Source organism: Nonomuraea fuscirosea, assembly GCF_003001935.1.
Taxonomy (GTDB): Bacteria; Actinomycetota; Actinomycetes; order Streptosporangiales; family Streptosporangiaceae; genus Nonomuraea; species Nonomuraea fuscirosea.
On the sequence record NZ_PVNG01000011.1, the window covers coordinates 132331 to 150238 of the forward strand.

The 17908-nt window shown below is 70.5% G+C and carries 17 protein-coding genes; 9 read left to right on the top strand and 8 right to left on the bottom strand.

Translation table 11 applies throughout. The features are described 5' to 3' along the window. The first annotated feature begins 58 nt into the window (after window positions 1-58). Genes B0I32_RS25325 through B0I32_RS25345 form a run of 5 tightly spaced genes read left to right on the top strand, consistent with a single transcriptional unit; the run spans window position 59 to window position 5877 of the window. Entirely contained in the window at window positions 59-1873 is a 1815-nt protein-coding gene (locus tag B0I32_RS25325) for an ABC transporter substrate-binding protein (RefSeq protein WP_106243873.1), read from the top strand. After that, on the top strand, window positions 1870-2928 hold the full coding sequence (locus B0I32_RS25330; RefSeq protein ID WP_181307767.1) for an ABC transporter permease: 1059 nt from the start codon (window positions 1870-1872) through the stop codon (window positions 2926-2928). Before B0I32_RS25325 ends, B0I32_RS25330 begins: the two co-directional genes overlap by 4 nt. Beyond that, window positions 2925-3806, top strand: coding sequence for an ABC transporter permease (locus B0I32_RS25335; protein WP_106243875.1), 882 nt, complete (start codon window positions 2925-2927; stop codon window positions 3804-3806). The genes B0I32_RS25330 and B0I32_RS25335 overlap by 4 nt, the downstream gene beginning before the upstream one ends. 53 nt (window positions 3807-3859) lie before the next feature. Next, window positions 3860-4876 carry an ABC transporter ATP-binding protein gene (locus B0I32_RS25340; RefSeq protein ID WP_181307801.1) on the top strand — a complete coding sequence of 339 codons (1017 nt, stop codon included), beginning with the start codon at window positions 3860-3862 and terminating at the stop codon, window positions 4874-4876. Further along, a complete protein-coding gene (locus B0I32_RS25345; protein ID WP_106243877.1) occupies window positions 4873-5877 on the top strand; it encodes an ABC transporter ATP-binding protein in 1005 nt (334 codons plus the stop codon). Before B0I32_RS25340 ends, B0I32_RS25345 begins: the two co-directional genes overlap by 4 nt. Window positions 5878-5994: 117 nt before the next feature. On the opposite strand, the gene B0I32_RS25350 is transcribed toward B0I32_RS25345, so the two are convergent. Together B0I32_RS25350 and B0I32_RS25355 are read right to left on the bottom strand one after the other, a co-directional pair. Next, the gene (locus B0I32_RS25350) at window positions 5995-6642 is read right to left on the bottom strand and encodes a response regulator (RefSeq protein ID WP_106244363.1); all 648 of its coding nucleotides are present in this window, start codon (window positions 6640-6642) and stop codon (window positions 5995-5997) included. 196 nt (window positions 6643-6838) lie between these two features. After that, entirely contained in the window at window positions 6839-7975 is a 1137-nt protein-coding gene (locus B0I32_RS25355; RefSeq protein WP_106243879.1) for a sensor histidine kinase, read from the bottom strand. A gap of 109 nt (window positions 7976-8084) precedes the next feature. Here B0I32_RS25355 and B0I32_RS25360 point away from each other — a divergent pair, with 109 nt between their 5' ends. Beyond that, window positions 8085-9251: an alpha/beta hydrolase family protein gene (locus tag B0I32_RS25360; protein ID WP_106243881.1), complete on the top strand. Its 1167-nt coding sequence runs from the start codon at window positions 8085-8087 to the stop codon at window positions 9249-9251. An 82-nt stretch (window positions 9252-9333) separates the two neighbouring features. On the opposite strand, the gene B0I32_RS25365 is transcribed toward B0I32_RS25360, so the two are convergent. Then, window positions 9334-10158, bottom strand: a complete 825-nt coding sequence (locus B0I32_RS25365) for an NAD(P)H-binding protein (RefSeq protein ID WP_106243882.1) — start codon at window positions 10156-10158, stop codon at window positions 9334-9336. Between the two features lie 61 nt (window positions 10159-10219). Further along, a complete protein-coding gene (locus B0I32_RS25370; protein WP_106243884.1) occupies window positions 10220-11395 on the bottom strand; it encodes an FAD-dependent monooxygenase in 1176 nt (391 codons plus the stop codon). 60 nt (window positions 11396-11455) lie between these two features. Here B0I32_RS25370 and B0I32_RS25375 point away from each other — a divergent pair, with 60 nt between their 5' ends. After that, a complete protein-coding gene (locus tag B0I32_RS25375; protein WP_106243886.1) occupies window positions 11456-12022 on the top strand; it encodes a TetR/AcrR family transcriptional regulator in 567 nt (188 codons plus the stop codon). A 57-nt stretch (window positions 12023-12079) separates the two neighbouring features. On the opposite strand, the gene B0I32_RS25380 is transcribed toward B0I32_RS25375, so the two are convergent. Then, complete coding sequence (locus B0I32_RS25380) at window positions 12080-12718, bottom strand: maleylpyruvate isomerase N-terminal domain-containing protein (protein WP_106243887.1); 639 nt, start codon at window positions 12716-12718, stop codon at window positions 12080-12082. A 100-nt stretch (window positions 12719-12818) separates the two neighbouring features. After that, window positions 12819-13547, bottom strand: coding sequence for a nucleotidyltransferase domain-containing protein (locus tag B0I32_RS25385; protein WP_106243889.1), 729 nt, complete (start codon window positions 13545-13547; stop codon window positions 12819-12821). A 10-nt stretch (window positions 13548-13557) separates the two neighbouring features. Between B0I32_RS25385 and B0I32_RS25390 the strand changes: the two genes are divergently transcribed. Beyond that, the gene (locus tag B0I32_RS25390; protein ID WP_106243890.1) at window positions 13558-14373 is read left to right on the top strand and encodes an SDR family NAD(P)-dependent oxidoreductase; all 816 of its coding nucleotides are present in this window, start codon (window positions 13558-13560) and stop codon (window positions 14371-14373) included. Here B0I32_RS25390 and B0I32_RS25395 read toward each other — a convergent pair. After that, complete coding sequence (locus tag B0I32_RS25395) at window positions 14360-15301, bottom strand: ribose-phosphate diphosphokinase (RefSeq protein WP_106243892.1); 942 nt, start codon at window positions 15299-15301, stop codon at window positions 14360-14362. The two genes, B0I32_RS25390 and B0I32_RS25395, sit on opposite strands and share 14 nt — an antisense overlap. 33 nt (window positions 15302-15334) lie before the next feature. Next, window positions 15335-15988 carry an HAD family hydrolase gene (locus tag B0I32_RS25400; protein ID WP_219912013.1) on the bottom strand — a complete coding sequence of 218 codons (654 nt, stop codon included), beginning with the start codon at window positions 15986-15988 and terminating at the stop codon, window positions 15335-15337. 117 nt (window positions 15989-16105) lie between these two features. Between B0I32_RS25400 and B0I32_RS25405 the strand changes: the two genes are divergently transcribed. After that, a complete protein-coding gene (locus B0I32_RS25405; RefSeq protein WP_106244367.1) occupies window positions 16106-17905 on the top strand; it encodes an alkyl/aryl-sulfatase in 1800 nt (599 codons plus the stop codon). Window positions 17906-17908 lie beyond the last annotated feature (3 nt).

The window sequence follows — 17908 nt, forward strand, 5'->3', positions numbered from 1 at the left end:
TCTCCGTATGGTGTGCCTTTTGCTACACAGGAAACCCCCGCCTGAAGGTGAGGCACTTATGAGGAAATGGTTCGCACGCCTGGCTGCGCTGGGCGTCGCGCTATTAGTGGCCGGTCAGGGCGCCACGGCGGCCCTAGCCCAGGACCCGGCGGCGGGGAAGAAGATCGTGCGGGTGGGCGCGACGCAGTCGATGGACTCGATGAACCCGTTCATCGCGGTCCGCCTGGTCTCCACGTCGATCCACCGCTGGATGTACGGCTACCTCACGGTGCCCGACTCCAAGACGCTTCAGCCCAGCCCCGACCTGGCCGAGTCGTGGACCACGTCGGAGGACGGGCTCACCTGGACGTTCAAGATCCGCGCGGCCAAGTGGTCCGACGGCAAGCCCGTCACCGCCGACGACGCGGCCTGGACGTTCAACAAGATGATGACCGACGAGGCCGCCAAGACCGCGAACGGCCCCGCGGTGGAGAACTTCGAGAGCGTCACGGCCAGCGGCCAGGACCTGACGATCAAGCTCAAGTCCCCGCAGGCCAGCATGCTGGAGAACCCGGTCCCGATCATGCCCAAGCATGTCTGGGAGTCGGTCACCGACATGGCCAACTACGACGCGGAGAAGTACCCGTCGGTCAGCAGCGGCCCGTACATCGCGGTCGAGCACAAGAAGGACCAGTACGTCAAACTGCAGGCCAACCCCAACTACTGGCGCGGCAAGCCCAAGATCGACGAACTGCAGGTCGTCTTCTACGACAACCCGCAGGCCGCCATCGCCGGGCTCAAGACGGGTGACATCGACCTGCTCGGCCGGATGACCCCGCAGGAGTTCGAGGCCATCCAGAACGACCCCAACATCGAGGCCTGGAACACCCAGGGCCGGCGCGCTTCGTACCTGCAGATCAACCACGGCGCCACCACGACCGACGACAAGTCCGTCGGCGACGGTCACCCCGCGCTGAAGGACCTCAAGGTCCGTCAGGCCCTGCACTACGCCATCGACAAGCAGAAGCTGGTCGACGAGGTGCAGAACGGCCTGGCCAAGCCCGCCGACGGCTCGATCGTGCCGCCGATCTACAAGGAGTTCTTCTGGGAGGCCGGCGGCGAGGAGAAGGTCTCCTACGACCCCGCCAAGGCCAACAAGATCCTCGACGACGCCGGCTACAAGAAGGGCGCCGACGGCGTCCGCACGATGCCCGACGGTGACCGCAAGCTGGAGTTCCGCTTCACCATCCACACCGAGACGCCGATCGAGGACAAGCTGGCCGAGTACCTGACGGCCTTCTTCAAGGAGATCGGCATCACGCTCACCACGGTGAAGCTCGAGTCGAGCAAGTTCACCGAGGAGACCGGCGTCACCGGCAACTTCGACATCGCGATCAGCGGCTGGTCGGTCAACCCCGACCCCGAAGAGGTCATGGCCACCCACCTGTGCAGCCGCAGGCCGGCCCCCAACGGCGAGGGCGGCGGCACCGAGTCGTTCTTCTGCGACGACACCTTCGAGCAGCTCTACAAGGACCAGCTCAAGGAGCTCGACCGGACCAAGCGGGTCGACCTGCTCAAGCAGATGCAGGAACGCCTCTACACGCAGGCGCCGATCATCGCGATCTACTACACCAACGACCTTGAGGGCTACCGCAAGGACAAGATCACCAGCATCACCCCGATCCCCGAGGACAAGGGTCTGCTCTACGGCGGCAGCGGCTACTGGCCGTTCTACACCGTGGACGCCAAGGCGACGGGGGGCAGCGCCACCGGCGCCGAGGGCGGCTCCAACACGGGGCTGATCGCCGGCGTCGTCGGCGGCGTGGTGGTCATCGGACTCGCGGCGTTCTTCCTGACCAGGCGGCGCAAGGCCGTCGCCGACGAACGCGAATGACCACACCGCTCGAAACGACAGAGCCCGCCGCCGCCCAGGCGGCGGCGGGCGCTGGCGATGAGCGCCCCGCCTGGCGCGGTACGCTGCGGTACGCGCTGGCCAAGGCCGGCGGGGCGCTGTTCAGCATCGCCATGGTGATCGTCGGCACGTTCTTCCTGTTCCGGCTGCTGCCCGGCGATCCCGTGCGCAACATGGCCCAGGGCCGCAACATGACCCCGGCCCAGCTCGACCTCGAACGCCACCGGCTCGGCCTCGACAAGTCGCTGATCCAGCAGTTCTTCGACTTCGTCGGTGACACGCTCAGGCTCGACCTCGGCATGTCGTACGAGTACAAGCGGCCCGTCCTCGACCTGATCGGCGAGCGGCTCGGCCCCACACTGCTGCTGGCCGGCACCGGCCTGGTGATCGCCGTCAGCCTCGGCATCTGGCAGGGCACCCGCGCCGGCTGGCGGCACGGCAGCCGCTTCGACCGCTTCTCCACCGCCACGTCGCTGCTGCTCTGGTCGGTGCCCACGTTCTGGCTCGGCCTGCTGCTCATGATGGTCTTCGGCGTCGGCGTCGGGCCCATCCCCGGGATCTTCCCCTTCCGCGGCATCGAGAGCGTGGACGCGCCCGACGGGTTCGCGTACGTGCTCGACGTGGCCTCCCACATGGTGCTGCCGTGCCTGACGCTGGTCGCCGTGGTCTACGCGCAGTACCTGCTCGTCATGCGTTCCTCGCTGGTCGAGGAGATCAGCCAGGACTACGTCACCGTGGCCCGCGCCAAGGGGCTGCGCGACGACGAGGTACGCCGCCGGCACGCCGTGCCCAACGCCCTGCTGCCCACGGTGACGCTCGTGTTCATGCGCATCGGCTTCGTGGTCGGCGGTGCGGTCACCGTCGAGACGATCTACACCTGGCCCGGTCTCGGGCAGCTGTTCTACGAGGCGGTCAGTGTGCCCGACTTCACGCTCATGCAAGGGACGTTCATGCTCATCACGGTGGCCGTCATCGTCATGAACACGCTGGCCGACGTGGCGTACCACATCCTCGACCCGAGGGTGAGGTCGGCGTGACCAGTGTCGCCGCGGCCCGCAGGAAACTGGCGCTCAGCCGGTTCTGGGGCGAATACCGCCGCCACCGCGCCGGAGTGGCCGGCCTCGTGATCCTCGTCGCTGCCGTGCTGCTCGCGCTGATCGCCCCGCTGTTCATCGGCGACGAGGTGACCAGCGTGGTCGAGAGCGTCGGCGAGAAGTTCGCGCCCCCGAGCCTCGGCGAGCCGTTCGGTACCGACGAGTCGGGCCGCTCCATCCTGCTCATGGTGTGGTGGGGCTCGCGCACGTCCCTGCTCATCGGCTTCCTGGCCGCGCTGCTCAGCATCGTGATCGGCCTGGTGCTGGGCGTCGCCGCCGGCCACTTCCGCGGCTGGGCGGGCGCCGCCCTGATGCGGGTGACCGACTGGTTCCTCGTGCTCCCCTCGCTGGTCACGGCTCTCGTGCTGGCGGCCATCCTGGGCGGCAGCACCTGGACGATCATCATGGCCATCGGCATCACCACCTGGCCGTCCACCGCCCGCCTGATCAGGGCCCAGACGCTCGCCGTGGAGGCCAGGCCGTACATCGAGCGCTCCAAGGCGCTCGGCGGCGGCCACTGGCACATCACCACCCGCCACGTCCTGCCGAACGTGGCGCCGCTGCTGCTGGCCAGCACCACGCTGGAGGTGGCCAGCGCCATCGTGACCGAGTCCACCCTCGCCTTCCTCGGCGCCAGCTCCAACCGGACCTCCTGGGGCACCATGCTGCGGGCCTCGTACGACTTCGGCGCGGCCACGCAGGGCGCATGGTGGTACATCCTCATCCCCGGCCTGGCCATCCTCGCCGTCGTCATGGCGTTCACCCTGGTCGGGCGGGCGCTGGAAGCGGTGCTGAACCCCAGGCTCAGGAGGGCCGCGTGACCGAGCAGGCTCAGGAGGGCCGCGTGACCGAGCACGACGAGGCGACGCGGCCGGTGAGCCTGCTCGAACTCGATGACGTGTCAGTGACCTACCGCATCGCCTCGGGCGAGGTGCCCGCCGTGCGCGGGGTGTCGCTGACCCTCGACTCCGGAGCGGCACTCGGAGTCGCCGGCGAGTCGGGATCCGGCAAATCGACGCTGGCCATGGCGCTGCTCCGGCTCCTGCCCCGGGACGCGCGGGTCGGTGGCCGGATCCTGCTCGACGGCGAAGACGTGCTCGCCATGAAGTGGGGCCGCATGCGCGCCGTACGGTGGGCCGAGGCGTCCATCGTCTTCCAGGGCGCCCAGCACGGCCTCAACCCCGTGCGCAGGATCGGCGACCAGATCGCCGAGCCGCTGCTCGTGCACGGCCTGGCCAAGCCGGACGCCGCCCGCAAGCGCGTGGCCGAACTGCTCGACCAGGTCGGCCTGCCCGCCTGGCGGGCGCGCAGCTACCCGCACGAGCTGTCCGGCGGGCAGCGGCAGCGCGTCATGATCGCGATGGCCCTGGCCTGCTCGCCGCGCCTGATCATCGCCGACGAGCCGACCACCGCGCTCGACGTGATGGTCCAGGCCCAGGTGCTGAGCCTGATCAAGGAACTGATCGCCGAGCACGGGATCTCCCTGATCATGATCTCGCACGACCTGTCCGTGCTGGCGGACGTCTGCGACCGGCTCGCGGTCATGTACGCCGGCCGCGTCGTCGAACACGGCCCGTCCGCCGAGGTCTTCCACAAGGCCGAACACCCCTACAGCCGGGCCCTGGCCGCGGCCTTCCCGACCGTGGGCGACCCGGTGTCGCGGATGGCCCCCAAGGGCCTCGGGGGCGACCCGCCCGACCCCATGCAGTTGCCCGGGGGGTGCTCGTTCCATCCGCGCTGCCCGGTGGCGCTGGACGAATGCTCGACCCTGGACGTCCAGCTGTGGCCGGCGGGGCCGGCTCGCGCGGCCGCCTGCGTACACGTCAGGCCCACGGCGCCTTCAGACCCGGAGCAGGACGTCGAGGCGAAGAAGGAGGAGGAGTCCTCATGACCGAGACGCAGACCGCCGCCGACGCGGTCGCGACCACGCGGCCGACCCTGCTGGAGGCCCGCGACCTGCACGTCGAGTTCTCCTCCCGAGGCCGGCGGGCCCGTGCCGTGGACGGCGTGAACCTCGCCATCGGCGCGGGCGAGATCGTCGCCCTCGTCGGCGAGTCCGGCTGCGGCAAGACCACGCTCGCCCGTACGCTGCTCGGCCTCGAACGCCCCACTTCCGGCGAGGTCCGCTACGACGGCGACGTCCTGAACTACAGCTCGAAGGCGCTCAAGGAGTACCGCAGGCAGGTGCAGCTCGTCCTCCAGGACCCGACCGGCTCGCTCAACCCCCGGCACACGGTGTACGAGGCCGTCGCCGAGGGCGCGCGCATCCACGGCCTGCCGGACGAGCAGGAGGTCGTGACCAGCGCCCTGTCCAGGGCCGGACTGCGACCGCCCGACCGGTTCTTCCTGCGCTACCCGCACGAGCTGTCCGGCGGCCAGCGTCAGCGCGTGGTGATCGCCGGCGCGCTGGCACTCGACCCGAAGGTCCTCATCGCCGACGAGCCCGTGGCCAGCCTGGACGCCTCCGTACGCGGCGAGATCCTGGCCCTGCTGCTCAAACTACGCGCCGACCTGGGCCTCTCAGCGCTGGTCGTCACCCATGACCTGGGCCTGGCCTGGAACATCGCCGACCGCGTGGCCGTGATGTACCTGGGCAGAATCGTCGAGTCGGGCCCGGTGGAGCAGGTCCTCACCGCGCCACGTCACCCGTACACACAGGCCCTGATGTCGGTACTGCCAGAATCGCCGGAACGAGTGGTGTTGACCGGCGAACCACCGGACCCGACCAGAATCCCCGGCGGCTGCCGCTTCCACGCCCGCTGCCAGATCCTCGCCTCGGGCAAGGCCGCCGAAGCCGGAGTGGCCGACCACTGCCGCACCAACCCCCTCCCCATCCTCCCCTCCACCGCAGACGCCCAAGCAGCCTGCTACTACGCCAACAACACCACCTGACCAGCCCACCGCCCTGCCGCACCTCGGGCCGACCGGGAAACGACGCCTCTGCCCTGCTCGTATCGACAGGAGGGTGAAAGTTCTGCTCGGCCCGAGGCGGGTTCGGTGGGGTGGTTGTCAGGCGAGGTCGGCGTCGTGGACCAGGATGGCGGCCTGGACGCGGTTGGCCAGGCCCAGCTTGGCCAGCACCCGGCTGACGTGGGCCTTGACCGTGGCCTCGGTCAGGCGTAGCTCGCGGCCGATCTCGGCGTTGGACAGGCCGCGGGCCAGGGCCCTGATCACGTCCTCCTCGCGCCCGGTGAGCGCGGCGAGTTGCTTGCGGGCGGCCTGTGCCCGGGAGGGGGCGCGGTCAGCGTAGGAGGAGATCAGGCGCTTGGTGACCGACGGCGAGAGCATGGCCTGACCCCCGGCCACCGTCCGGACGGCGGAGGCCAGCTCCCGGGGCGGGGTGTCCTTGAGCAGGAACCCGACCGCACCCAGCCGCAGGGCCTCATGCACGTATTCGTCCAGGTCGAACGTGGTCAGCATGATCAGCTTGGGCGGCTCGGACTCCGCGAGGAGATGCCGTGCGGCGGTCAGGCCGTCCATGACCGGCATGCGTACGTCCATCAGCACCACCTCGGGCCGCAGCCGCCGCACAGCCGAGAGGGCCTCGGCACCGTCGCGCGCCTCACCGGCGATGGCGATGTCTCCCGACGCCTCCAGAATCAGCCGCAACCCGGACCGCACCAACTCCTCGTCGTCCACCAGCAGAACCCTGATCACCCGCACCCCTCACCACGCCCAAGTTTCCGATCACCGCCGCTCCGAGTCTCACTCGGGAGCACACCATCCCGTCCCGTTCGGGCACTCGGTCGGGGTCGTGCCATCCCGCCTCGTTCAGACCCTTCGCCTGGACCGTCCCGTCCCCGCCGAGTTCGCTGCTCGCGGTGGGTCGATCGCCGGCGGTGGGTGGGGTGTCTCACGGCGGGCTCGTCTCCCTGGACGGGAGTTTGGCGCTCACCAGGAAGCCGCCGGCGTCGTCCGGGCTGGTGCGCAGGGTGCCGCCGAGCAGTTCGACGCGTTCGCGGAGCCCGACCAGGCCCCAGCCCGCACCCGGCACGTCTTCGTGAGGGTCGTGCGGGGCCTGGTTGCGCACTTCGACCTCCAGTTGCCCTGTGCCGTAGCGGATGAGGACGTCGGTGCCGGCGTTTCCGGCGTGTTTGTGCACGTTGGTGAGGGCTTCCTGGATCACGCGGTACGCGGTCCGCTCCACGGTGGCCTCCACCGGACGCGGCTCGCCCTCGTCGTGCCTGGTCACCGTGATGCCCAGGGCGCGGGACTGGTCGAGCAGCCGGTCGAGGTCGCCGAGCGTGGGCGGCGGGCGTACGTCGGCGTCGAGCGCCTCCCGCCGGGGTGAGCGCAGCACGCCGAGCACGTCGCGCAGGTTGGTCAGGGCCTCCCGGCCGATCCCGCCGATCAGGGCGGCGGCCCGCGCGGTCTCCTCGTCGGACGTGCGCACCTCCAGCGCCCCGGCGTGCAGCACGATCAGCGACACCCGGTGGGCCACCACGTCGTGCATCTCCCTGGCGATCCTGGCCCGCTCCTGTGTCCTGGCCTGATCGGCCCGCATGACCTGCTCGCGTTCGAGCCGTTCCGCCCGTTCCTTGGCGGCCTCCAGCACCTCGTGCCTGGCCCTGGCCCACAGGCCGGCCACCAGCGGCAGGCCCATCACGGCCAGCGCCGTGAGCAGGGCGTTGCCCAGGGACGCGGTCATCATCTCCCGCCGGCCGCCGAACCACCCGCCGGCCAGCGCCGAGAGGCCGCACACCGCCACACAGCCGCCGCCGTAGGCGAGCAGGCCGCGCCTGCTCAGCGTGCGACCGGCGTGGAACGAGGCCACCAGCAGCGGTGGCCACATCGCGAGCCAGGCGTACGTGACGGCGCCCACGGCGGCCAGTGGCCACCAGGAGCGCCGGGCGTGCCAGGCGGTCAGGCCCGCGACGGCCGCGACCGCGACGAGCACGGGGAGCGGCAGGCTCGACGGCACCCCGCCCTGACCGTGCAGGGTGAGCAGTGAGGCCGCGAAGACTCCGGCGCCGAGCAGAACGAACCGCATGGTCACAGGGTAGGGGCAGGGCTGGAGATGGCATGACGACGAAAGTAGTAAGCGGCGGTCGACGATCGGAGCGTCCGCAGGAGCGCCCCTCGCGGCCAATGTGGAGCCCATGCGTAGAACCCTCACCGTAACGACGGTGGTGTCGCTGAGCGTCCTCGGCCTCACCACCCAAGCCCAAGCCACCGCCCTTTCTCGCTCGGGGTATCTCGCTGCTTCGGGGCAAGTTGCCCGGACGGCACACTCCTCATTGCCCGCCGACCTCGCCAAGGCAGCGGGTCTGGCTCTGCCTGCCCCGACAGGTAAGAGGCCCGTCGGCACGACCGGTCTTCATCTGGTCGACAAGAGCCGCCCCGATCCGTGGAATCCGGAGGCGAAGGAGCGGGAGCTGCTCGTCTCGCTCTGGTATCCGGCGAAGAAGGCCACCGGCAGGCGGGCCCCGTACATGACCGCGGCGGAGTCGCAGGCCGTGCTCAAGGACTATCCCGTGACGGACAAGGACGCCCTGGCCGGGGTCAGGACGCATGCCAGGGTCGACGCCCGGCCGGTGGGCGGGCGGCGGCCGCTGGTCGTCATGTCGCCGGGGTTCAGCTTCCCGCGCGCCACCCTGACCTCGCTGGCAGAAGACTTCGCCAGCAGGGGATACCTGGTCGCGGCCATCGAGCACACGTACGAGTCGGTCGGCACCACCTTCCCCGACGGCCGCACCACCTCCTGCCTGGCCTGCGTGAAGGGGCAGGACAACGGGAAGGTGGCGGCGAGCCGGGTGAAGGACGTGCGGTTCGTGCTCGACCGTCTGATCGACGGCCGCTGGGGCAGGGCCATCGACCGGTCGAAGATCGCCATGGTGGGTCACTCGATCGGCGGGCACGCCACCGCCCAGACCATGCTCACCGAGCCCAGGATCAAGGCCGGCGTGAACCTGGACGGCTCGTTCGAGCTGACCGAGCCGATCAAGCGGCCGTTCATGCTGGTCGGGACGGCCAGCGGGCACACGCCGGAGGACGAGAAGTGGCGGCAGGCGTGGGCCCGCTTCACCGGCTGGAAGCGGTGGATCACGGTGCGGGGCACCGACCACTCGGCGTTCGTCGACTACGCCGTGCTCAGGCCGGCGCTGGGGCTGCCGGCGCAGGAGCTCGACGGCGCACGGGCCCTGGAGATCACCCGCGCCCACCTCGCGGGCTTCCTCGACCTGCACCTGAGGGGCAAGCGGACCCCGGTCAAGAAGTATCCCGAGGTCACCGATCACACCCGGAACGCCTCAGCGGCGGCCCACTGACCGAAGCTGCCCGCCTCCCGGTCACACGCGTGACCCGCCGACACTCTCGGCGGTCCGCTGAGCGAAGTCGCCGGTGTCCCGGTCATCCGCGGAACGCGTCGGCGTGCTCCGTGGCCCACTGGGCGAAGTCGCGCGCGTCCCGGCCGGTCACTTCGCGTACGGTCGGGACCACGGTGTAGCCGGCCTCGGGCGTGTCGCCGAGGGCGCTCACGAGGAACTCGATGGTCTGCTCGGCCATGCCGTCCGCGGCCCACTTGGCGCGGGCCTCGTCCACGGTCAGCTCCACGAAGCGCACGTCCCTGCCGATGGCGGCGCCCAGGATCTCCACCTTCCGCTTCAGCGTGATCGCCTCGGGCCCGGTGATCGTGTACGTCCTGCCGCCGTGTCCCCCCTCGACCAGCACGGTCGCGGCCACGGCGGCGATGTCGCGTTCGTGCACGAGGGCGCTCAGCCGGTCGCCGAACGGCTCCTTGATGACGCCTTCGGTCCTGATCGCGTGCGCCCACCAGCGCAGTGTGTTGGACATGAACTCGACCGGGTTGAGCAGCGTCCACTCCAGCTCGTCGGCGGCCAGCGCCTGCTCAAGGGCGCCGTCCGTGCGCCCGCCGAGCACCGTGGCGCGCCGCACGCCGGCCGCGGCGGCCAGCTCGACCAGCCGGGCGGGGTCGGGAAGGGGTGTGTAGTCGTCGCCGGCGAAGGTGATGAAGTGCACGCCCGTGACGCCTTCGAAGGCGGCGGCCACGGACTCGGGCCTGGCCAGGTCGCCGGCGACGACCTCGACGCCCGCGGGCAGCGCGGCCTTGCCGGGGTCCCGGGTGAGGGCCCGCACCTGAGCCCCCGCGTCGAGGAGCTCCTGGACGACGAGACGGCCGACGGTGCCGGTGGCTCCGGTGACGAGGAAGGTCATGGCGAACCTCTTTCAGGAAGGAACGGAACGTTCTGATCCCAGAATACCAGAACGGAACGATTCATTCCACATACGACTTCAGCGTGATGGCGTTCGCGGCGCGGGCGATCGGGCCGGTGATGCGTTCGATCATCCGGTCCCTGCCGGGCAGGCGCGGCAGCAGCCGCATCATCCTCAGCTGGAACCACAGGGCCGCCCGCGACCCGCTGACCATGCCCTTGATGTTCGTGGGCCCCAGCGCCTGGTTCGCCTCGACGAACGGCCGCAGCTCGCGCTCGTACCCCTCCAGCCCGTCGCCCCCGCTCAGCTCGCCGGCCAGCACGTACGCCCCCACGAGCGCCAGGCTCGTCCCCTGCCCCGAGGCCGGCGAGGCGCAGTAGCCCGCGTCGCCGACCAGCACGACCCGCCCCCGCGACCAGCGGTCCATGTGGATCTGGCTGACCGAGTCGAAGTAGAAGTCGTCGGCCTCGCGTACGTCCTCCAGCAGTGCGGGGACCCGCCAGCCGACCCCGTCCATGGCCCGCTCCAGCAGCTTCTTCTGCCCGGCGACGTCCCTGTGGTCGTGACCCAGCGGCTCGGACGACCACATGAACAGCGCCTTGGCGTCGCGGTCGCGTCGCGTGCTGTAGACGTTCGCGGTCCTGCCGACGGTCGCGTGCACGGCCTCCTCGCGGTCCAGGCCCAGGGAGTTGGGCACGGTGCAGATGGAGATGTAGTGGCCGAGGTCGCGGGTGAAGCCCGGCTCCTCGCCGAACGCGATCCGCCTGGTCGTGGAGTGCATGCCGTCGGCCCCGACGACCAGGTCGAACCGGCGCGAGGGCGATCGCTCGAAGGTCACCGTGCCGTCCTCGGCGATGCCGGTGATCGAGTCGCCGAAGACGTATTCGACGTCGTCGCGGGTCAGGTCGTACAGGAGCTCGTTGAGGTCGCCGCGCATGATCTCGAGGTCCTCGCCCGTGCGCCCGCCGAACAGGGCGGCGTCCAGCGTGCAGACGACGCGGCCCTTGGCGTCGTAGGTGGTGGCGACGCGCATGTCGGTGCTTCTGTCGCGGACCGCGTCCAGCAGGCCCATGCGCTCGACGACCGTGAGCGCGGCGCCCCGGATGTCCACCTTGTAGCCGCCTGTGCGGATCGCGGAGGCGCGCTCGACCACCGTGACGGTGTGGCCGTGCCGCCGCAGCCAGTACGCCGACGCCGTGCCCGCGATGCCGGCGCCCGAGATGAGGATGTTCGTCATGCCGAGGACAATACATCTGTCTAAGACAACTGTCTAGGACGGTTGTGCTAAACTGAGCGCATGGGAAACAGGGAAGATCTGCTGGCCGGGGCGAAGCGCTGTCTGATCGATAAGGGCTATTCGCGCACGACGGCGCGCGACATCGCCACCGCCTCGGGCGTGAGCCTGGCGGCCATCGGCTACCACTTCAGGTCGAAGGAGGCGCTGATGAACGAGGCGCTGTTCCAGGCGATGCAGGAGTGGGGCGACGAGCTGGCGGCCACCCTGTCCGCCGACGTCAAGGCGGACGCCACGCCGCTGGAGCGGTTCGAGGCGGCGTGGGACCGCGTGGTCGAGTCGTTCACCAGGCTGCGGCCGTTGTGGGTGACGCAGTTCGAGCTGCTGGGGCAGATCGACCACGTGCCAGAGGTGCGCGAGCAGCTCGTGCGCGGCATCAAGGAGGCGCGGCTCGGGCTCGCGGAGCTGTTCGAGGGCATTCCGCAGGGCACCGACCCCGAGCGCGAGCGCCTCACCGGCACGCTCTACCAGGCCATGCTGGCGGGCTTCCTGTCGCAGTGGCTGCTCGACCCGGACAGCGCGCTGTCCGGGCGCGAGGTGACCGCCGCCCTGCGCCTGGTCGCGGGCTGAGCCCTGCGGAAAAGGGTCAGCAGGCGCTGATCAGCGCCGGAGCGCGGCCACATCGGGTCAGAAGGCGCTGATGGTGGCCGGGGCGCGTTCGGCGCGGCTCAGCGTACGAATGACCGCCGTGGCCCCATGACGGTGTACGGCCAGGCGGGCCAGCAGCTCGACCACCGGATCGATCACCGACGTGGGCAGCTCGGGGGTCTCCAGGCCGACGCTGGCCGCCAGGTCGTCGGAGTGCACGACCAGCTCGACCAGCCGGGTCAGCAGCAGGTCGTCCAGCCGCAGCGACCAGCCCGCCCAGGGCAGGTGGACGACGCGGTCGTCGGGCTCGGCGGCCAGCGCCGCGCCGAGCATCTCCAGCAGCGCCTGCGCCCGCTCGACCAGCACCGCGGGCCCGGCCGCCGCCGAGGCTTCACCGCCGCGCCGAATGCTCAGGTTGCTCTCGTGGTCGAGCCCCGCCTGCACCCACGGCGAGCGGGTGAAGTGCTCGATGAGCGGGATCGGCTCCTGGACCTGGTCGTTCGGCGGCAACACGTCCGCGACCCTGACCAGCTGGTGCGCCAGATGCCCGGCCAGCCCGGCGACGCTGAACTCCACGAGCGCGCTCGGCTTGTCCCATGACGCCGCCACGGCCGGATCGCGCAGGAGCGACACCGCCGACGCCGCGGCCACCAGATAGGACTGCCTGCTTTCCCCCATGTGTCGCCCTCTCCCGGGTTTCAGGTGGTGATGTGCGATGACACTATGCACCTAACAAACCGCCCGCGCATTGCCATCCTGCCTGATGAGACAGCTGATCTCAGGCGAGGGCCCGCCTGATCGCGGACCTGACGAACGCCCGCGCCAGCCGCGCCCGCCTGAACCGGCTGAGCACCGGAGGCCGCGTGCCGTAGCGGCGGGCGCGGATGTCGGCCACCACCGTCTCGGGCGCCCCCAGCTCGGCCAGGACGTCGAACGCCTCCCGCTTGCTGATCAGCCGCCCCTCCCGCAGCGTGACCGTGGCCCTGGCGACCGTCAGCATGCCCAGGTCCACCCAGATGTCCTTCAGCCAGCGCCGCCGCTGCTGCGCCTTGACCAGCCAGAAGTCCCGCAGGTCCGTACGGACGAACCGGGTCAGCTCCTCGTCCGACACCGGCGGCAGCAGTCCGTCCGGCGGCGGCCCGAACAGCACCATGGCCCCTTCGTGCAGCTCGCGCCGCGTGACCGCGGTGACCGGACGGCGGAAGATCTCCCCGAACGCCCACGTGATGTGCTCGGCGGAGAGGTCGTCCAGCTCCTGCCTGGCCAGATAGGAACAGTGCAGCTGCTCGGCCAGCGGCAGGCGGAGCCGGCGGTGCACGGCCTTGATCCGGCGCCAGTGGTCCATCGTCGCGGGAGTGTCCATGACCGCGATCAGGTCGAGGTCGCTGCGCCCCGGCTGGTAGTCACCGCCCGCGAGCGAGCCGTGGGCCCAGAGCGCGACCAGGGGAACGGCCGATTCGACACCCTCCTGAAAATCCTTGAGCAGTCTTTCGGTGGCTGCGTGCATGATGGCAACTATGATCGATTCGAGGCTCGGAGGAAAGGTCGCGCTGATCACCGGCGCCAATCACGGCATCGGCGCCGCGACCGCGGTGGCGCTGGCCGCGGAGGGTGTCGCCGTCTTCCTCACCTACAAGCGGCTGACCCCGTCCAACGAGCCGGCCTATCCGGCGGCCTACGACGAGATGCGGGCCGCGAGCGCCGACGAGGTGGTGCGGCGGATCAGGGCGGCGGGCGGTTCGGCGGAGGCGGCCGAGGCCGACCTGGCCGACCCGGGCACCCCGCAGGTGCTGTTCGACCTGGCCGAGAAGGCGTTCGGGCCGGTGGAGATCCTGGTCAACAACGCCAGCGGCTGGCTCAGCGACACGTTCACGCCGGCCGGGCGCGACGGCTTCGGCCGTCCCCTGCGCCTGGTGGACGCGGAGACGTACGACCGGCAGTTCGCGGTGGACGCGCGGGCCCCCGCGCTGCTGATCGCCGAGTTCACCCGCCGGCACCTGACCCGCGGCGCGAGCTGGGGCCGCGTCATCGGGCTGACCTCGGGCGGCCCCGACGGCTTCCCGGCCGAGGTCTCCTACGGCGCGGCCAAGGCCGCCCAGGAGAACTACACCATGTCGGCCGCGCACGAGCTCGGCCGGTACGGCATCACGGCCAACATGGTCTATCCGCCCGTCACCGACACCGGCTGGATCAACGAGGAGGTGGAGAACGCGGTCGCCGCCTCCAGCGTGCTGCGCGACATCGCCCAGCCGGAGGACGTGGCCGAGGTGATCACGTTCCTGGCCTCCCACCAGGGGCGCCGGGTGACGGGGCAGCGGCTCAGGATGTACTGAACAGGGCGCTCACCGACTCGCCGTCGTGGATCCGGCGCATGGCCTCGGCCAGGGCGGGCGCGATCGACAGGACGGTGAGCTTGTCGCCGGCCTTGGGTGGCGGCGGCACGGTGTTGGTGCAGACGATCTCCTCGACCTCGGGCAGCTCGCTCAGCCGCTCGATCGCCCCGCCGGAGAACAGGCCGTGGGTGCAGGCGATGCGTACGGACCTGACCCGCTGCTCGCGCAGGCGGTCGAGCAGCTCGATGACCGTGCTGCCCTTGGCGATCTCGTCGTCGAGGATGATCACGTCCTTGCCCGTCACGTCGCCGATCACGGAGCTGATCACCACGCGGTCGTCGCTGAAGCGCTGCTTGGCGCCCATCGCGACGCCGGTGCCGAGCAGGCGGGCGAAGTGGGCGGCCTCCTTGGCGTTGCCGAGGTCGGGGGAGACCACGACCGTGTCGGACAGGTCGTAACGGCGGAAGTGCCTGGCCAGCTCGCGCAGCGCGTGCAGGTGGTCCACGGGGACGCTGAAGAAGCCGTGCACCTGCGGCGAGTGCAGCGTCATGGCCAGCACCCGGTTGGCGCCCGCGGCCACCATCAGGTCGGCCACCAGCCGCGCCCCGATCGAGATGCGCGGAGCGTCCTTCTTGTCACTGCGGGCGTAGGCGTAATGGGGCATCACCACGGTGGTCCTGGCCGCGGAGGCGCCACGGGCGGCGTCGAGCATGAGCAGCAGCTCGACCAGGTGCTCCTGGACGGGCGGCACGAGCGGCTGGATGAGGAACACGTCGCGTTCGCGGCAGTTGGCCTGCAGCTGCACTTCGAGCACGTCGTTGGCGAATCGGTTGAGCTGGACGGGGTGCAGCGGGGTGCCCAGGTGGGCGCAGATCTCTTCGGCCAGTTCGGGGTGGGCGCTGCCACTGAAAACCGTGATGTCTCGCACGATTCCGTAATCGTAGCCACAGGGGGTGACGTTCTACGAGAGCGACCCGGGCTGAGGCCGTGACGACAGGGATTCCGGGGTGAGCGCGTCGAGGCCGGGCAGCACCCGCCAGGCCAGCGCGAGCGCGTCCGGCGCGGGCGGGTAGCGGGGGTGCGGCACGGCGATCACCCGCATGCCGGCGGCGTACGCCGAGCGCAGCCCGTTGCTGGAGTCCTCGACCGCCACGCAGCCGCCGGGATCGGCCCCGATCCGGCGGGCCGCCTCCAGGTACCCGTCGGGCGCGGGCTTGCCGCGCGGCACCTCCTCGGTGGAGACGGTGGCGGCGAACGACTCCGTCAGCCCGGCCGCGTCGAGCACCACGTCGATCAGCCGCCGCGGTGACGAGCTGGCCAGGCCCAGCGTGGTCCGCTCCGACAGCCGCCGCACCGCCTCGACGGCGCCGGGCATCAGCGGCACCTCGTCGCGGTAACGCGCGGCCATCTGGTCGACCACCCCGCGGGCGATCTCCTCGGGCGGCAGGTCCACGCCCAGTTCGTGCAGGTACGCGGCCCACTCGGGGGTGCTCATCCCCATCAGCCTGGACTGCGTGTCGGGCTGCCAGGCGCCGCCGTGATCGGCGACGAAGGCCCGCCGCACCTCCTCCCACACCGGCTCGGAATCGACCAGCACGCCATCGAGGTCGAACACGCACGCTTCCATGAAGAACAAGCCAATCACATGGCCGGCGATGGGAGATGTCCTTATTGCCCTAGATTAGGGGTTTTGTTGAGCTATGCCGACGGATTCCAGGGCATGCGGCAGGGCATGGCAGACCTTCCCTTCCACGACAGAGGCGACTTCGAGGACGCCGACCGCGGCTTCCTCGCCAAGCTCAGCCCCGCGGTGATCAAAACGGTGGACGGCCGGGTCGTCTGGGACAACGACTCCTACGACTTCCTCCAGGAGGACTGCCCAGGCACGGCGCATCCCAGCCTCTGGCGGCACGGCCGGCTCTGCGCGAAACAGGGCCTGTACGAGGTCACCGAGGGCGTCTACCAGGTACGCGGCCTGGATCTGTCCAACATGACGCTGGCCGAGGGCGACCACGGCGTCGTCGTCATCGACCCGCTCATCTCCACCGAGTGCGCCGCCGCCGCGCTCAAGCTCTACCGCGCCCACCGCGGCGACCGCCCCGTCACCGGCGTCGTCTACACCCACGCCCACGCCGACCACTACGGCGGCGTGCGCGGCGTCACCTCCGGCGGCGTGCCGATCCTGGCCCCCGCCGGCTTCATGCGGCACGCGGTGACCGAGAACGTCTACGCCGGCCCCGCCATGACCCGCCGCGCCGCGTACATGTACGGCCCCGCCCTGCCCCGCTCCCCTGATGGCCAGATCGGCGCGGGCCAGGGCCTGACCGCCTCGACCGGCACCATGTCGCTCATCCCGCCCACGGTCGAGATCGCGCGTACCGGACAGGAGGAGACGATCGACGGCGTCAGGATGATCTTCCAGCTCACGCCGGGCGCCGAGGCGCCGGCGGAGATGAACTTCCTGCTCCCCGGCCGCCGCGCCCTCTGCCTGGCCGAGAACGCCACCCACAACCAGCACAACGTCCTGCCCCTGCGCGGCGCCGCCACCCGCGACGCGCGGGCCTGGGCGCGCTACCTGGGCGAGGCCCTGTCCATGTTCGCCGGTCTGGCCGACGTGGCCTTCGCCTCCCACCACTGGCCCACCTGGGGCGCCGAGCGCATCGAACGCTTCCTGTCCCAGCAGCGCGACATGTACGCCTACCTGCACGACCAGACCCTGCGCCTGCTCAACAAGGGCCTGACGGCGGCCGAGATCGCCGAGACCGTACGGATGCCGCCCGAACTGGAGCAGGTCTGGCACACCCACGGCTACTCCGGCTCGGTCAGCCACAACGTCAAGGCCATCTACCAGCGCTACCTGGGCTGGTTCGACGGCAATCCCGCGCATCTGTGGGAGCACCCGCCGCGGGAGAGCGCGATCCGCTACGTCGAGTGCATGGGAGGCGGCGCGGCCGTGGTCGCCTACGCCAGGCGCTACATCGACGAGAACGACCTGCGCTTCGCCGCCCAGCTGCTCAACCACGCGGTCTTCGCCGACGAGGGCAACAAGGAGGCCAGGGACCTGCTGGCCGAGGTCTACACCCGGCTCGGCCACGGCGCCGAGAACGCGACCTGGCGCAACTTCTACCTCATGGGCGCCCTGGAGCTGTCCGACGGCATCGCGCCCGCCCTCATGGAGACTGCCTCGGCCGACTTCTTCCACGCCCTGACCGTGGAGCAGATCTTCGACTCGATCGCCATCCGGGTGGACGGCCCGAGGGCCTGGCACGAGCGGCTGAACATCGACTGGCACCTGATCGACCTGGGGGAGCGGCATCGTACGACGCTGTCCAACGGCGTGCTCATCCAGCAGTTCGACCCGCCGGGCGAGAGCGCGGAGCTGACCCTGCGGCTGACCAAGGCCCAGCTCGTCGGCCTGCTGTCGGGCAAGGGGGTGGAGGGCATCGAACGCGAGGGGGACACGACGGTGCTGCAGCGGCTGGTGGCCGTACTGGACCGGCCGGTGCCCGACTTCGCCATCGTGACGGCCTGACCA

Excerpts from the sequence above, each read along its gene's own strand:
- B0I32_RS25325 (WP_106243873.1), top strand. The coding sequence starts at position 59 with ATGAGGAAATGGTTCGCACGCCTGGCTGCGCTGGGCGTCGCGCTATTA.
- B0I32_RS25360 (WP_106243881.1), top strand. The coding sequence starts at position 8,085 with ATGCGTAGAACCCTCACCGTAACGACGGTGGTGTCGCTGAGCGTCCTC.
- B0I32_RS25345 (WP_106243877.1), top strand. The coding sequence starts at position 4,873 with ATGACCGAGACGCAGACCGCCGCCGACGCGGTCGCGACCACGCGGCCG.
- B0I32_RS25375 (WP_106243886.1), top strand. The coding sequence starts at position 11,456 with ATGGGAAACAGGGAAGATCTGCTGGCCGGGGCGAAGCGCTGTCTGATC.
- B0I32_RS25330 (WP_181307767.1), top strand. The coding sequence starts at position 1,870 with ATGACCACACCGCTCGAAACGACAGAGCCCGCCGCCGCCCAGGCGGCG.
- B0I32_RS25355 (WP_106243879.1), bottom strand. The coding sequence starts at position 7,975 with ATGCGGTTCGTTCTGCTCGGCGCCGGAGTCTTCGCGGCCTCACTGCTC.
- B0I32_RS25380 (WP_106243887.1), bottom strand. The coding sequence starts at position 12,718 with ATGGGGGAAAGCAGGCAGTCCTATCTGGTGGCCGCGGCGTCGGCGGTG.
- B0I32_RS25405 (WP_106244367.1), top strand. The coding sequence starts at position 16,106 with ATGGCAGACCTTCCCTTCCACGACAGAGGCGACTTCGAGGACGCCGAC.
- B0I32_RS25365 (WP_106243882.1), bottom strand. The coding sequence starts at position 10,158 with ATGACCTTCCTCGTCACCGGAGCCACCGGCACCGTCGGCCGTCTCGTC.
- B0I32_RS25390 (WP_106243890.1), top strand. The coding sequence starts at position 13,558 with ATGATCGATTCGAGGCTCGGAGGAAAGGTCGCGCTGATCACCGGCGCC.
- B0I32_RS25385 (WP_106243889.1), bottom strand. The coding sequence starts at position 13,547 with ATGCACGCAGCCACCGAAAGACTGCTCAAGGATTTTCAGGAGGGTGTC.
- B0I32_RS25370 (WP_106243884.1), bottom strand. The coding sequence starts at position 11,395 with ATGACGAACATCCTCATCTCGGGCGCCGGCATCGCGGGCACGGCGTCG.